Genomic DNA, 14,298 nt, shown 5'->3' with positions numbered 1-14,298 from the left:
GCTATGCTGGAGGTCGTCCGCATCCCGGTCCTCACCGACAATTATGTATGGCTGCTCCATGACGGCGCCAGCGGCGAAACGGTGGTGGTTGATCCCGCCGTGGCGGAATCGGTGCTGGAGGCTGCCGCCGCGCGGGGCTGGACCATCGATCAGATATGGAACACCCACTGGCATGGCGATCATGTCGGCGGCAATGCGGCGATCAAGGCGGCGACAGGCTGCACGATCACCGGGCCGGCGGCGGAAGCCGACAAGATCGGCACGCTCGACCGGACGGTGAGGGAGGGGGATACGGTTCGCATTGGTGGTCATGTCGCAACGGTGATGGCGGTGCCGGCGCACACGGCGGGGCATATCGCCTATCATCTGGCGGACGATCATATTGTCTTCGTCGGTGATACGCTCTTCGCCATGGGTTGTGGCAGGCTGTTTGAGGGGACGGCGGCGCAGATGTTCGACAATATGCAGCGCCTGGCCGCTCTGCCCGAAGACACGACCGTTTATTGCGCGCATGAATATACGCTCTCCAACGGCCGGTTCGCGTTGACGGTGGAACCAGGCAATGCCGCGCTGGTCCGCCGCGTCGCAAAGGTCGAAGCTGCGCGCGCTCGGGGCGAGCCGACGGTGCCGACAAGTATCGGTGAGGAGCGCGAAACCAATATCTTCATGCGTGCGCGGGACGTGGCGGAACTGGCGGCACGGCGCGCGGCAAAGGATGCGGCCTGACGGATTTTGGCCTATACTGGCGTCCTATAGTCGATTGAGACATGGAGAGTCGCGATGCGCGCGTGGATATGGATGACGCCGCTGCTGCTGGCGGGCTGCACTGGCAGCTATGAACCGAAACCGCTGACGGAAAAGCAGACAGTCGCACTGGACAAGGCGCTGGCCGGCAAGGTGCCGGGCGAGAAAGTGAGCTGCATCAACCGTGAGCCGCAGACCAACCTGACGGTCATCAGCAACAATGTGCTGCTGTACCGAGTCAGCAGGAAGCTGGTCTACAAGAATGAGCTGATCGGCAGTTGCAGCGGGCTGACCTATGGCGATACGATGATCGTGCGCAGTTTCGGGTCGCAGCTATGCCGTGGTGATTTCACCACGACCGCCAATCTGCAGACCGGCATCACCACTGGCTCCTGCGCGCTGGGTGATTTCATCCCCTACCGCACGCCGACAGGGAAATGATGCAGCGGTGGCGGGTGGGAGGAGGACCCCCGTCATTCCCACCTATGCGGGATGACGAAGTTGGGGTGGTTTCCTGCCATTTCCCTTTCGTCATGCTGAACTTGTTTCAGCATCCATCAGGCCCAACAAACCTTCGCTCAATCCGGCGAAATGGACCCTGAAACAAGTTCAGGGTGACGATGAAGGTTAGGTCCGCCTTTGGCCGAAGCCAGCCGTTCGATCGGGAAGTCAGTCCGTCAGGCGCAATGTTCCCGCCGACGCAGCACAATGCCTTGCCGGCGGTGCAACCGGATCAGAATTTGAAGATGGTGCCGAGGTAGACGGCCTGGCTGTCCTGCCGGTCGTCGGTCATCGGGGCCAGGCGGCCAGCGACATTGTTGTTGTAGCGCAAGCCGGCCGTCACATTGAGGTTGCGGGTCAGCGAATAGGAACTGGCCAGATCCAGCGAATAATCCTTGTCCGCCGATGGATTGCGTACGGTCGCAGCGGGGTCGCGGCGGCTTTCGATCAACACCTTGGTGCTGAAGCGCTCCTTCTTGCCTTCATCCAGCGAGAAATTCTTGGCGTCGACCATCGTTTCGACCGGCACCGGGTCCAACGCCTTGCGGCCTACCGCTTCGGGCAGGGCAAATTTGCGCCAGTTATGCGATCCGTTCAGACTGAACGCCATCGGCTTGATATCGATGGGTTCGGCCGTCGGGTTCGTCACCCGATCCGCGGCGCGGACCATGATGGTGATCGAGCGCTGACCGCTCAACGAACCGCTGGTCGGGGTGAAACGGAAGCCTTGACGGCTGGCCGATGCGGCGACCTTCGCATAGGCGGCCGCGAGTTGCGGATCCTTGGTGGTCGGGGTGAAGGAGGAGATGCTGCCCAGCGCGCCCAGCGAGACGGGCGCATTCGCGCGCAGCCGGACGAAGTCGGTCGCGGCGCCGAACGCCGGAGACAGCAGAAAGCCAGCCACGGCCACCGCCGCGCCTGCCACCGCCAAATGTCCCCTGTTCATACGCATGATCCGAATCTCATCCCCATCGGTACATCTTTGTTAACGCTCTACACCCGCAAAGCCGCCACTGACTAGAGGGGGACTCCCTTTTTGTCGGAGCTGTTGCACGGAATACACATGATGGGTTGGCGGGTTCCGGCGGACGGTGGGCGGGGATCGCGACGGGACGATGCCGTGCGTCCTTGCTCCCCCTTGCCCATTGCCGCCCGCACACTATAGAAGCGGGCTGATTTTCGTCTTTCTAGCTAGGACATGCCTGATGGCCCGTCGCCTTCCTGCTTCCCTTTCCACCGGCCTGCTGCTGGCCGCGCTCCTGCCGCTCGCCGCCTGCGGGGGTGGCTCCAAGGCGCGCCCGAAGGCGGATATCGCCGCGTCGAAGGTGACTACGATCGGCGTCAACGCCTATCTCTGGCGCGCCAGCCTCGATACGCTGTCCTTTATGCCGATGGTGCAGACGGATTCGAACGGCGGTGTGATCGTCACGGATTGGTATGCCAATCCGAACAGCCCCAATGAGCGGATGAAGCTGACGGTATCGATCTTGGACCAGGATCTGCGGGCCGACGCACTGCGCGTCGCGGCCAGCCGTCAGGTCAATCAGAACGGTCAGTGGGTCGACGCCCCGGTCAAAGCGGCAACGACCCAGAAGCTGGAGGAGATCATCCTCACCAAGGCGCGCGACCTGCGCCGCATGGCGATCGGCTGACCTGACCCCTCCGGGCGCCGTGCTTACGGGCTTTTTGGCGCCCCGTTTCCAAACCCCATGGGGCTGGGCTTCGCAAAGGCCCAGCCCGCTCGCATTTGTAAGGACAAGACATGCAAAGGCGCTTCAACCCGCTTGAGGCCGACGCCCGCTGGCAGGCGACCTGGGATGAGAAGCAGAGCTTCAAGGCCGACGATGCTTCATCCAAGCCGCGCAGCTACGTTCTGGAGATGTTTCCCTATCCGTCGGGGCGCATCCATATCGGCCATGTCCGCAACTATTCGATGGGCGACGTGCTGGCGCGTTTCCGCCGGATGACGGGGCATGAGGTGCTGCATCCGATGGGCTGGGACGCCTTTGGTATGCCGGCCGAAAATGCGGCGATGGAAAAGAAGGTCCATCCCGGCAACTGGACCCGCGACAATATCGCCAACATGCGCGCGCAGCTCAAAAAACTGGGCTTCGCGATCGATTGGAGCCGCGAACTCGCCACGTGCGAGCCGGATTATTATGGCCATGAACAGGCGTTGTTCCTGGACATGCTGGAAGCGGGCCTTGTCTATCGCAAGGAAAGCGCGGTCAACTGGGACCCGGTCGACATGACCGTGCTGGCGAACGAACAGGTGATCGACGGGCGTGGCTGGCGATCCGGCGCGCTGGTCGAGAAGCGTAAGCTGAGCCAATGGTTCCTCAAGATCACCCAGTTCGCCGACGACCTGCTGGAAGGGCTGGGGACGCTGGACCAATGGCCCGACAAGGTGCGCACGATGCAGGAAAACTGGATCGGCAAGTCGGTTGGCCTGCAATTCCATTTCAAGCCGGTCGCGCCCTTCGACAGCGAGATCGAGGTCTATTCGACCCGTCCCGACACTATTTTCGGCGCCAGCTTCTTGGCCGTAGCGGCGGACCATCCGGTGGCGCAAGCCGTTGCCGCGAACAACCCGGACGCGGTCGCCTTCATCGAGAAGTGCAAGGAAGGCGGCACTACCGCCGCCGAGCTGGAAACGGCGGAGAAGCTGGGCTTCGACACCGGCCTGACGGTCGCCCATCCATTCGATCCCGACTGGCACCTGCCCGTCTTCATCGCCAATTTCGTGCTGATGGACTATGGCACCGGCGCGGTCATGGGTGTGCCCGCGCATGACCAGCGCGACCTCGACTTTGCGCGCAAATATATGCTTCCGGTGGAGCGCGTGGTCGCGGCGGAAGGCGACGAGCAGGCGCCGATCCATGACGAAGCCTATACTGGTCCCGGCAAGCTGGTGAATAGCCGTTTCCTCGACGGCATGGCTGTGGAAGAGGCCAAGGCCGCCGTCATCTCGCGCGCCGAAAGCGAAGGCTGGGGGCAGGGGCAGACCGTGTTCCGCCTGCGCGACTGGGGCGTGTCGCGCCAGCGTTACTGGGGCACGCCGATCCCGGTCATCCATTGCGAAGACTGCGGTCCGGTCGGCGTCCCCAAGGATCAACTGCCGGTCGTCCTGCCCGAAGATGTCAGCTTCGACATTCCCGGCAATCCGCTCGACCGTCATCCGACCTGGAAGCATGTCGATTGCCCGTCCTGCGGCAAGCCGGCGGTGCGCGAAACCGACACGCTCGACACCTTCGCCGATTCGAGCTGGTATTTCATCCGCTTCGCCAGCCAGCCCAAGGACAAGCCGTTCGATCGCGCCACGGTCGAGCAATGGCTGCCGGTTGGCCAGTATATTGGCGGCGTCGAACATGCGATCCTGCATCTTCTCTACGCCCGCTTCTGGACCCGCGCGCTCCAGCATATGGGGCAGCTGGGCTTTGCCGAGCCGTTCACCGGCCTGTTCACGCAGGGCATGGTGACGCATGAGACGTACAAATCGCCCGAGGGCGCGTGGCTTGCGCCGCAGGATGTTGCGAAGCAGGGCGACGGCTGGGTGATGGTCGAGGGTGGTGCGCCGGTCGCGGTCGGCCGTGTCGAGAAAATGTCCAAGTCCAAGAAGAATGTCGTCGATCCCGACGACATCATCGCCCAATATGGCGCGGATGCGGTACGCTGGTTCATGCTGTCCGACAGCCCGCCGGAGCGCGACCTGCCCTGGACCGAGGCGGGGATCGAGGGATCGTGGCGCTTCGTCAACCGCGTCTGGCGTCTGTTTGGTGAGGCGGACGCTTCGGCGGAAGGCCAGGACAAGGGACTGGACCGCAAGCTGCACCAGACCATCGACGGCGTCGCCAGGGATATCGAGGCGCTGGGCTTCAACAAGGCCGTTGCCAAGATCTACGAACTGGTGAACGCGATCGAGAAGGCCAAGCCGTCCGCCTCGCGCACCGCCGCGATCCGCACGCTGGCCCTGCTGGTAGCGCCGATGACTCCGCATCTGGCAGAAGAGGGGTGGGCGGAAATGGGTGGCGCCAGTGAAGACTGGGGCCTGATCGCCGACGCCGCCTGGCCGGCGGTCGACCCGGCCTTGCTGGTCGATGACGAGGTGACGATCGCCTGCCAGGTGATGGGCAAGCTGCGCGACACCATCACCGTGGCGAAGGGGACGCCCAGGGACGAACTGGAGAAACTGGCGCTCGCCGCCCCCAATGTGGCGCGCATCCTTGACGGCGCGACGCCCAAGAAGATCATCGTGGTGCCGGACCGTCTGGTGAACCTGGTGGTTTGAAGCATAATCTCGTCGTTCCCGCGAAGGCGGGAACCCATCTCGCCTTCGGCAATCCAGTCGCGTGACGAAAAATGGGTTCCCGCTTTCGCGGGAACGACGGAGCGGGTAAGGCTCATTATTATGAAGCGCATCCTCCTCCTTGTCGCCCTTCCCTTGCTCCTCACCGCCTGCGGGCTGCGTCCGGTCTATGGCGGAGGCGGGCATGGCGCGGTGGTGCAGGCGCTCGGCAATGTCGAGGTTGCACCGATCGAGGGTAAGGCCGGATGGTTGATGCGCAACGCGCTCAATGATCGCCTGTCCGCGATGCAGAGTGGCAGTGGTCCGCGCTACAAGCTGGTAGTGAAGCTGGACGATAATATCAGCGGTTTCGGCCTGCGCGCCGACGCCGCCATCACTCGCGAGCGCCGGACGCTGCGCGCGCGCTACCAACTGATCGACGAAACCACCGGCGCGCAGATATTGGACGATACCGCCGGTTCCGACGCGGGCATCGACGTCACCTCCAGCGAATATGCCACCATCGCGGCCGAAGACACGGCGCTGGAGCGGCTGTCGCAGACCGTGGCGGACCAGATCGTCACTCGCCTGGCGCTCTTTTCGCGCAAGGCGGCCAATCCTTGAAGGCCAGCCGCGGCCAGATCGAAAAGGCGCTCGATTCGCCGCCGGCAGATATCCGCTTCTTTCTGCTGTATGGCCCTGACGAGGCAGGCAGCCAGGCACTGGCCAAGCGGCTGGAACGCGCGATGGGGCCGGAGGCCGAACGAATCGACCTGGACGGCCCAACCCTGCGCGACGATCCAGCGCGGCTCGCCGACGAGGCCGCTGCTTTCTCCATGTTCGGCGACAAGCGATGGGTGCGCGTTGCCGGCATGGGCGATGAATCCGCGCCTGCCCTCACCGCGTTGCTGGAAGCGGAGGTGGTGGGCAATCTGGTGATTGCGGTGGCAGGCGCGCTGAAAGCTACATCGAAGCTGGTTAAGCTGGCGCTCGACCATAAGGCGGCGATGGCGTTCATCTCCTATCAGCCTGACGCGCGCGAGGCGGAACAGATCGCGGTCGGCATCGCGCGTGACGGCGGGCTGCGCTTGCCGTCCGAACTGGCGCGCCGGATCGTCGATCTCGCCAATGGCGATCGCGCTCTGATGGCGGGAGAAATCGAGAAATTGATCCTCTATCTCGACGCCGCGCCGGATCGGCCGCGCGAGGCGACGGCAGAGGCGCTCGACGCCCTGTCCGCCGATCATCCCGACACGGAGGTCGCCCCGCTCGTCAACGCTGTGCTGGGTGGCGATCTGAAAGCCATGCATCGCGAATTGATGAGCCTTAGCGAAACCGGCGCGGCCATGGCTTCGGTCATTCGTCCATTGTTGACCCGCGCCATGTTGATCGCTGCTATCCGAGACGCCTTCGACGCCAGCGGTCGGCTGGAGGCGGCGGTTGAATCGGCGGGCAAGGCGGTCTTCTGGAAGGAAAAGGGACTGGTGTCGCGCCAGGTGCGGCTGTGGGAGGCGGGCGGCATCGCGCGCGTTATCCAACGGTTGTTGGAGGCCGAGCGTGCCAGCCGCGGGGGCAGGGGCCTGGGCGACTTGATGGTGCGTCACGAATTGCTGGCGATCGCGCGCCAGGCGGCGCGGGAGCGGGCTTGATAGACCTGTCCGTCACGGTCATAGTGCGGTTATGGAGAAGTTGGACCTGACCGACGCCGAATGGCGCGCCCGCCTGACCCCGGAACAATATCATGTGCTGCGTGAGGCAGGCACCGAACGGGCCTTTACCGGCAAATATAACAGCAACAAGGCCGATGGCGTCTATTATTGCGCGGGTTGCGGTACGGAATTGTTCGATGCCGAAGAAAAATATGACAGCGGCTCCGGCTGGCCCAGCTTCACCGCGCCGGTCGATATCGACGTGGTCGAGGAGATACGCGACAACAGCCACGGCATGATGCGGACGGAGGTGCGCTGCGCCACGTGCGAGGGCCATCTGGGGCATGTCTTTCCCGATGGCCCTGGTGTCAACGGCCTGCGCTATTGCATGAACAGTGTTAGCTTGGCCTTCAAGCCGCGCGACGAGCTGAGGTAGGATATTCACGGCCGTTCGCGTCGAGCGAAGTCGAGGCAGGCTGGTGCGGTCCTTCTCGACTTTGCCTGAAGCGAGCGGGGAGGGGAACCGTTCATCGCCGGTAAACCGCCATTCTCCATGACGCCGCAATGGTCTTTTTCCGCGCCGGTTGCATGATTTGCGCTGGTCGACGCGGGGATTAGCGCCTATTCGGAGCGGCACAAATGGCAGGATCAAGCAAGAGCAAGCGCGCGCCCGGTCGCGCAAGGAAATGGCTGGTGCGCGGGCTGAAGATCGGCCTCGCGGCAGCGGTGGCAGGTTTGCTGGCGATCGTGATCGCGGTGGTGATCGCGATGCAGTCGCTGCCCGACTATGACAGCCTGAAATCTTCCCCCAACGGCCAGATGATCCGCGTTCATGCCGCCGACGGCAGCGTCATCGTCTCCCTGGGGCCGAGCTTTGGCCAATGGCTGAGCTATGACCGGATTCCGCAGGTCATGGTCGACGCGATGGTATCGACCGAGGACAAGCGCTACTATCTGCACCCCGGCGTCGATCCGATCGGCATGGTGCGTGCCGCCTGGGTAGCGGTGGAGCGGCGCGGCAGCGGTCGACGCTGGCAAGGCGCATCGACCATCACCCAGCAGGTGACGCGCAACATCTTCCTCAACAACAGCTACAGCTTCGGTCGCAAGATTCGTGAGATGGTGCTGGCGCTGGCGCTGGAACGGAAATTTTCCAAACGGCAGATATTGGAGCTGTACCTCAACAAGGTGTATTTCGGCGGCGGCGCCTATGGCATAGACGCGGCCAGTCGCAAATTCTTCGGCCATCCCGCCACCACGCTGGACCTGCCCGAAGCCGCGATCATCGCCGGCCTGGTCAAGGCTCCGTCCAGCTATTCCCCCACCGCCGATGCCGAGGCTGCGGTCGGCCGGGCCGGTGTGGTGCTGGACCTGATGCAGGAAAATGGGGCGATTTCCGCGTCCGAACATGCGAGAGCCAATCTTGCCGGCGTCAAGATGGCACCGGAGCCGCCGCAGAACAGCGTGCGCTATTTCACTGACTGGGCACTGCCCCAGCTCGACCTATTGATCGACGAACCGAATGAGCCGCTGGAGGTTTACACCACCATCGATCTCGACATGCAGAAGGCGGCGACGGCGTCGATCCAGGCCAATGTCCCGGCTGGCACCCAGGGCGCGCTGGTCAGCCTGGACCGCGACGGCGCGGTGCGGGCGATGGTCGGCGGTCTCGATTATGTGACCTCCAACTATAATCGCGCCACCACCGCGACGCGCCAGCCCGGCTCCGCCTGGAAGATCTTCGTCTATATGGCCGCGCTGGAGGCGGGTTATACCCCCGATACCGGCGTTACCGACGAGCCGGTGACGATCAACGGCTGGAGTCCGCGCAACAGCAATGGCCGTTTCGCGGGCGATATCGATGTTCGCACCGCCTTCGCCTATTCGATCAACACGGTCGCGGCGAAGCTGGGCGTGGAGGTCGGTTTCCCGACCGTCGCCGACATGGCGCGGCGTTTCGGGATCACGACGCCGATCAACACCCATCCTTCGATGGTGCTGGGCACGTCCGACGTTCGTCTGATCGACATGACCCGCGCCTTTGCGTCGATCGCGCGCAAGGGGATTGCGGTGACGCCCTATGGCATCACCAAGGTGACGACCGCCGACGGCCGCCTGCTCTACAGCCATCAGGACGATACCAGCCGCGTGCTGGTGGCGCCCTGGGTCGCAGCGGGCATGACCGACCTGATGCAGACCGCCGTGTCCACCGGCACCGGCAAGGCGGCGCAGATCGGCCGTCCCGTCGCCGGCAAGACCGGCACCACCAGCAGCAACAAGGATGGCTGGTTCTTGGGCTTTTCCAGCGGTATCACCACTGGCGTCTGGATGGGCCGCGATGATGCCAGGGCGGTCGGCGTGCTCCAGGGCGGTCGCGCGCCTGCCCGCGCCTTCGCCGCCTATATGAAAGTAGCGGTGGCCAAGCGGCCGGTCGAACAGTTCGAGACCCAGGTGACTCTGCCCGAATGGCAGCTCGAACCGGATGACGAGGCCTATTATGGCCAGCCCGACAATGGAATGCAGGGGGGCATGATGGTCGATGAGAATGGCCTGCCGATCGATCGCCCGCGAACCCAGGAGCCGAGCGCCGATCCGGATGGCCAGCCGGCGGAGGCCGATCCCGAAGATCGTCCGCAGCCGCCGCGCATCGATCAGCAATGGATCGACAATGTGCTGGGTCGCGATCGTCAGCGGCAACAACAGCAGCCCCCGGCGACCCGGCCTACACCCAATCCCTAAGACCTTCTCATCCTTGGGAGCGTTACGCTCGCAAGGATGAGAAGGTCATTTGGTGGACTGCAAGATCACCCCTTGCCCTGATGGTTCGCTGCGAAGCGCATTTTTTCCACCGCGCTGGCGTCGGGTAGCAGGAAATCGACTTTCCCCCGGCCGAAGTCGATCGCCACCCGATCGAAGATTCTGAGCGCGCTGATCCCCAGCATCAGTGCCGGCTTGTCCTGCATTCCCAGTTCCGCAAAGGGGCTGGCGTTCGCGAAGATCACCGGCACTTCGGTCAGATTGACGCGGCCCATCCGTACCGATTTGATGCGTCCGACCTGCCCCACCAGCGTGCCACCGGTGACGCTGGTGAGCGTCGCGGTCAGCAGGTCCGGCGCGCGTTTCTTGGCGATCAGTCTGTTCCGCAGCGCCAGGTTGCCGATGCTGTAACTGCTGCCGGTGTCGAGCATGATGCTGACCCGCATCCCGTTGACGTCGGAATCGAGCAGGATCAGTTGGCCACGCTTGCGGCGTGCCTCCACCACGATGGTATTGGGATCGACCGACAGGCGGCGGCTCGTCATGCTGCTGGCGATTTCCATGCGCCCGGTGCGGAAATTGAGCGTCACCCGCTTGGCGTGCAGGCTGTCGAGGCCGAGCAGGCCCGGCGCGCCGAGATGCTCGCCCTCCAGCACCGGTGCCTCGATATCGTTTACGGTGCCGCCGCCAAAGCCCAGCTTCGGCACAGCGACGGTATTGGTTTGAGCGCGCCCCGTCATGCTGAGGATGATCACATTGGCGCGCGGTGAAAGCGCCAGCTTCTGCGCCAGATCGCGGGCGATCACGGTGCGTTGCGATCCGGTGTCGATGATGAAGTTCCACGGCCCCTTGCCGTCGATCGAGATGGGGATCGTCACCCGGTCATCAGGCGACGGCCCGGTATGGACCACCGCCGGCGGAACGTCAGGATCAAGGATTGAAGCATTGGGCGCGGGCGCATCCTGCGCGGCGAGGGCCGGGCCGCCAATTGCAAGCGCAATCCCCAGCAAGGCATGGAGCCGTCCCATATCCTCATCCTTTCATTTTATCGCATTCTTATACCATGGAGGATGGTTGTCGCGCCAGCGGCACCATTTGCCGCCTGTTCTTGCAAAAGCGCGAATTTCCGTTGGGATTGGCTCCTATGCCGCCTTGACTAAAGGGGCAGCGGATCGCTACACGCGGAATATTCACCTCGCCCGTCCGGCGCGAGAGTTTTCCGGCCTTCCTGTCCGGCTATCTCCTTCCTTTCCGGGCCATTTTCATCCTTACCTCATCGGACCGACTCGCAAATGCACCTCAAGGACCTCAAGAAGCAAGCGCCCGCCGACCTCGTCACCATGGCCGAAGAACTGGGCGTGGAAGGCGCATCGACCCTGCGCAAGCAGGATCTGATGTTCGCGATCCTCAAGGCCGAGGCGGAAAATGGCGAGCAGATCATGGGCGAGGGCACGATCGAAGTGCTGCCTGACGGCTTCGGCTTCCTGCGCAGCCCAGAGGCGAACTTCCTCGCCGGCCCCGATGATATTTATGTCTCGCCCAACCAGGTCCGCAAATTCGGTCTGCGCACCGGCGACACGGTGGAAGGCGAAATTCGCGCACCCAAGGATGGCGAACGCTATTTTGCCCTGACCAAGCTGCTCTCGGTCAATTTCGACGATCCCGATGTGGTCCGCCATCGCGTGAACTTCGATAACCTGACCCCGCTCTATCCTGACCAGAAGCTGCGGCTCGACACGCTCGACCCGACCGTCAAGGACAAGTCGGCCCGCGTCATCGACATCGTCTCGCCCCAGGGCAAGGGCCAGCGCACGCTGATCGTCGCACCGCCCCGCGTCGGCAAGACGGTGATGCTGCAGAACATCGCGAAGGCGATCACCGACAATCATCCCGAAGTCTTCCTGATCGTGCTGTTGATCGACGAGCGCCCGGAAGAAGTCACCGACATGCAGCGTAGCGTGAAGGGTGAGGTCGTCTCCTCGACCTTCGACGAACCCGCCACCCGGCACGTCCAGGTCGCCGAAATGGTGATCGAAAAGGCCAAGCGCCTGGTGGAGCATAAGAAGGATGTGGTGATCCTGCTCGATTCGATCACCCGCCTCGGCCGCGCCTACAACACTGTCGTCCCTTCGTCGGGCAAGGTGCTGACCGGTGGTGTTGACGCCAATGCCTTGCAACGCCCCAAGCGTTTCTTCGGCGCCGCGCGCAACATCGAGGAAGGCGGTTCGCTCTCGATCATCGCGACCGCGCTGATCGACACCGGCAGCCGCATGGACGAAGTCATTTTCGAAGAGTTCAAGGGCACCGGCAATTCGGAAATCATCCTCGATCGCAAGGTCGCGGACAAGCGTATCTTCCCGGCGCTGGATGTTGGCAAGTCGGGCACCCGCAAGGAAGAGTTGCTGGTCGAAAAGCCGACGCTCAGCAAGATGTGGGTGCTGCGCCGTATCCTCATGCAAATGGGTACGATCGACGCGATGGAATTCCTGCTCGACAAGATGAAGGATTCCAAGACCAACGAGGATTTCTTCGCGACCATGAACCAGTAAGCGATGCGGCGGTTCCTGATCCGGACGGATCGGGCGCCGCCCTGTCATATGTTTTTGCCGCGACAGCCGGGCCATGCCATGGTCCGGCTTTCTTCATATTGATTACAGGGACGTCAGGCCGCCATGTTCGACCTTATCGCCACTGCCGCTTCGGCTGCCCAGGGTCTCGGCTCTCCTGCCGACATATGGCAGCATATCGTCAATGATTTCAGTAATATCGGATCGCCCAGCGCGCTGAGCGCCTTTGGTCAGGTGTTGATGATCGATATCCTGCTTGCGGGTGACAACGCCATTGTCGTCGGTGCGCTGGCGGCGGGCCTGCCTGCGGCGCAGCGGCAGAAGGTCATCCTGATCGGCATCATCGCCGCCCTGGTGCTGCGTATCGCCTTTGCGCTGGTGGTCAGCCAGTTGATGCAGATTGTCGGGTTGATTCTGGCGGGAGGCTTGTTGCTGCTCTGGGTGAGCTGGAAGATGTGGCGTGAACTTCATCCCCGGCGGGGCGGCGATACACCGCATGATCCGACCGACGACGATGTGTCGGGCCTGCGCCCGGCCAAGAGCTTCGCCGGCGCGGCCTGGGCCGTGGCGGTCGCTGACGTCTCGATGAGCCTGGACAATGTCCTGGCGGTCGCGGGCGCGGCGCGCGAGCATCCGGGCATCCTCATCATCGGCCTGATCCTGTCGGTCGCGCTGATGGGCGTGGCCGCCAATCTCATCGCGAAATATATCGAGCGCTTCCGCTGGATCGCCTATCTCGGCCTGGCCGTGATCCTCTATGTTGCGGTCAAGATGATCTATGATGGCTTTGTCGACCATCAGGTCGGTATATTGACGCTGTTCCGTTGAACCGCGCAGCGATGCAATGCTTCGTTCGTTTAATGCTTGTGGGTGCAAATACAGCAGTATAGCAAGATTTAAAGTTCTTGGGCAAGGGATCGGATATGCTGACGACCGCTGAAATATTTGACGTAATGCGTGGCGACTCGATGAACGACTGGGTTGGTGGGTCGGATCCTGAGGCGGTTGGCGATGCGTCGGCTGTCATCATGCGTCGACTCCTCCCGCTGCATAACGGTACATCGCGGGTTCTGGATTTCGGATGTGGCATCGGACGTGGCTTGGTCTCGCTGCGCAAGACGGGGCTGGAGCCATCTGCCATTGTGGGGATGGATATCATGCCCCCAGTGATCGACTTTTGTAATAACTACATCCGTCCCAATCTTAACAACACCTGGTTTGAGCTAATCAACGACAAGAACGACCATTATGACCGCTTCATTTCTCAGAGCGGAGGGAAGGGGCGTGAGAAGTTGGCATTGGAATATGATAATTATTTCAGTGACGGCTATGCCTTTTCGGTATTTACGCATGTCACGAAAGAAGATTTTGGCGGTTTGTTGAAATTCATTTCCTCCATGATGATTCCTGGCGGACGTTTTCTGCTGACTTGCTTTGAACTCAATGAATTTTCTCGATATATGATTAATAAGGGGCAATCGATCTTTCCCCTCGACAATCATGTCATGTGGGAAGACGGCAATATTCTTGTCGGTAATGAAAGCGATCCTTTAGGATTCATTGCCTTTGATCGCTCCTTGATCGAGAAGATGGCGTGGGACGCTGGTATGGCCATCACCAAGGTGGAATATGGATGCTGGATGGGCGGAGGAATCGGTTCCTCGTTGCAGGATGTCATGATCTGCACCAAATTGCCGGAGCTTGTTGCAAGGGAGGAAGTCAAAATGACCCCCCTGGTTGACCGTACGAATATGGCTTGATCTTTCGCCAGTCTTCGGGCTGGGACAGACCGCAT

At 62.2% G+C, this 14,298-nt stretch carries 13 protein-coding genes; 11 read left to right on the top strand and 2 right to left on the bottom strand.

All coding sequences use genetic code 11. The features are described 5' to 3' along the window. Positions 1-3: 3 nt before the first annotated feature. Together gloB and MOK15_RS11735 are read left to right on the top strand one after the other, a co-directional pair. Positions 4-726, top strand: coding sequence for a hydroxyacylglutathione hydrolase (gene gloB, locus MOK15_RS11740; RefSeq protein WP_242931775.1), 723 nt, complete (start codon positions 4-6; stop codon positions 724-726). Between the two features lie 54 nt (positions 727-780). After that, complete coding sequence (locus MOK15_RS11735; protein WP_242931774.1) at positions 781-1,185, top strand: hypothetical protein; 405 nt, start codon at positions 781-783, stop codon at positions 1,183-1,185. A gap of 292 nt (positions 1,186-1,477) precedes the next feature. Here MOK15_RS11735 and MOK15_RS11730 read toward each other — a convergent pair whose 3' ends face one another. Beyond that, positions 1,478-2,197, bottom strand: coding sequence for a hypothetical protein (locus MOK15_RS11730; RefSeq protein WP_242931773.1), 720 nt, complete (start codon positions 2,195-2,197; stop codon positions 1,478-1,480). Between the two features lie 253 nt (positions 2,198-2,450). On the opposite strand from MOK15_RS11730, the gene MOK15_RS11725 reads away from it, so the two are divergent. The 6 genes from MOK15_RS11725 to MOK15_RS11700 all read left to right on the top strand — a co-directional run bounded on the left by MOK15_RS11725 (position 2,451) and on the right by MOK15_RS11700 (position 9,918). Beyond that, complete coding sequence (locus MOK15_RS11725) at positions 2,451-2,897, top strand: DUF3576 domain-containing protein (protein ID WP_242931772.1); 447 nt, start codon at positions 2,451-2,453, stop codon at positions 2,895-2,897. Positions 2,898-3,007: 110 nt separating this feature from the next. After that, a complete protein-coding gene (leuS, locus tag MOK15_RS11720; protein ID WP_242931771.1) occupies positions 3,008-5,533 on the top strand; it encodes a leucine--tRNA ligase in 2,526 nt (841 codons plus the stop codon). A gap of 120 nt (positions 5,534-5,653) precedes the next feature. Next, the gene (gene lptE, locus MOK15_RS11715; RefSeq protein ID WP_242931770.1) at positions 5,654-6,154 is read left to right on the top strand and encodes an LPS assembly lipoprotein LptE; all 501 of its coding nucleotides are present in this window, start codon (positions 5,654-5,656) and stop codon (positions 6,152-6,154) included. After that, positions 6,151-7,179, top strand: a complete 1,029-nt coding sequence (gene holA, locus MOK15_RS11710) for a DNA polymerase III subunit delta (RefSeq protein ID WP_242931769.1) — start codon at positions 6,151-6,153, stop codon at positions 7,177-7,179. The genes lptE and holA overlap by 4 nt, the downstream gene beginning before the upstream one ends. Before the next feature lie 31 nt (positions 7,180-7,210). Beyond that, the gene (msrB, locus tag MOK15_RS11705) at positions 7,211-7,615 is read left to right on the top strand and encodes a peptide-methionine (R)-S-oxide reductase MsrB (RefSeq protein ID WP_242931768.1); all 405 of its coding nucleotides are present in this window, start codon (positions 7,211-7,213) and stop codon (positions 7,613-7,615) included. Between the two features lie 203 nt (positions 7,616-7,818). Continuing rightward, positions 7,819-9,918 (top strand): PBP1A family penicillin-binding protein, encoded by a 2,100-nt coding sequence (locus tag MOK15_RS11700; RefSeq protein WP_242931767.1) that lies wholly within the window; start codon positions 7,819-7,821, stop codon positions 9,916-9,918. 65 nt (positions 9,919-9,983) lie between these two features. On the opposite strand, the gene MOK15_RS11695 is transcribed toward MOK15_RS11700, so the two are convergent. After that, complete coding sequence (locus MOK15_RS11695; protein WP_242931766.1) at positions 9,984-10,964, bottom strand: retroviral-like aspartic protease family protein; 981 nt, start codon at positions 10,962-10,964, stop codon at positions 9,984-9,986. A gap of 264 nt (positions 10,965-11,228) precedes the next feature. Here MOK15_RS11695 and rho point away from each other — a divergent pair, with 264 nt between their 5' ends. The 3 genes from rho to MOK15_RS11680 all read left to right on the top strand — a co-directional run bounded on the left by rho (position 11,229) and on the right by MOK15_RS11680 (position 14,263). After that, positions 11,229-12,485, top strand: coding sequence for a transcription termination factor Rho (gene rho, locus MOK15_RS11690; RefSeq protein WP_242931765.1), 1,257 nt, complete (start codon positions 11,229-11,231; stop codon positions 12,483-12,485). A 123-nt stretch (positions 12,486-12,608) separates the two neighbouring features. Beyond that, positions 12,609-13,331: a YjbE family putative metal transport protein gene (locus tag MOK15_RS11685; RefSeq protein WP_242931764.1), complete on the top strand. Its 723-nt coding sequence runs from the start codon at positions 12,609-12,611 to the stop codon at positions 13,329-13,331. A gap of 95 nt (positions 13,332-13,426) precedes the next feature. Further along, complete coding sequence (locus MOK15_RS11680) at positions 13,427-14,263, top strand: methyltransferase domain-containing protein (RefSeq protein WP_242931763.1); 837 nt, start codon at positions 13,427-13,429, stop codon at positions 14,261-14,263. The last annotated feature ends 35 nt before the right edge of the window (positions 14,264-14,298 follow it).

Source organism: Sphingobium sp. BYY-5 (assembly GCF_022758885.1).
Taxonomy (GTDB): domain Bacteria; phylum Pseudomonadota; class Alphaproteobacteria; order Sphingomonadales; family Sphingomonadaceae; genus Sphingobium.
This window is presented reverse-complemented; position numbering and strand designations above follow the sequence as displayed.

What these genes read in the sequence shown, in the direction of transcription:
- gloB (WP_242931775.1), top strand. Translation starts at nt 4, where the DNA reads ATGCTGGAGGTCGTCCGCATCCCGGTCCTCACCGACAATTATGTATGG.
- MOK15_RS11735 (WP_242931774.1), top strand. Translation starts at nt 781, where the DNA reads ATGCGCGCGTGGATATGGATGACGCCGCTGCTGCTGGCGGGCTGCACT.
- MOK15_RS11730 (WP_242931773.1), bottom strand. Translation starts at nt 2,197, where the DNA reads ATGCGTATGAACAGGGGACATTTGGCGGTGGCAGGCGCGGCGGTGGCC.
- MOK15_RS11725 (WP_242931772.1), top strand. Translation starts at nt 2,451, where the DNA reads ATGGCCCGTCGCCTTCCTGCTTCCCTTTCCACCGGCCTGCTGCTGGCC.
- leuS (WP_242931771.1), top strand. Translation starts at nt 3,008, where the DNA reads ATGCAAAGGCGCTTCAACCCGCTTGAGGCCGACGCCCGCTGGCAGGCG.
- lptE (WP_242931770.1), top strand. Translation starts at nt 5,654, where the DNA reads ATGAAGCGCATCCTCCTCCTTGTCGCCCTTCCCTTGCTCCTCACCGCC.
- msrB (WP_242931768.1), top strand. Translation starts at nt 7,211, where the DNA reads ATGGAGAAGTTGGACCTGACCGACGCCGAATGGCGCGCCCGCCTGACC.
- MOK15_RS11700 (WP_242931767.1), top strand. Translation starts at nt 7,819, where the DNA reads ATGGCAGGATCAAGCAAGAGCAAGCGCGCGCCCGGTCGCGCAAGGAAA.
- MOK15_RS11695 (WP_242931766.1), bottom strand. Translation starts at nt 10,964, where the DNA reads ATGGGACGGCTCCATGCCTTGCTGGGGATTGCGCTTGCAATTGGCGGC.
- rho (WP_242931765.1), top strand. Translation starts at nt 11,229, where the DNA reads ATGCACCTCAAGGACCTCAAGAAGCAAGCGCCCGCCGACCTCGTCACC.
- MOK15_RS11685 (WP_242931764.1), top strand. Translation starts at nt 12,609, where the DNA reads ATGTTCGACCTTATCGCCACTGCCGCTTCGGCTGCCCAGGGTCTCGGC.
- MOK15_RS11680 (WP_242931763.1), top strand. Translation starts at nt 13,427, where the DNA reads ATGCTGACGACCGCTGAAATATTTGACGTAATGCGTGGCGACTCGATG.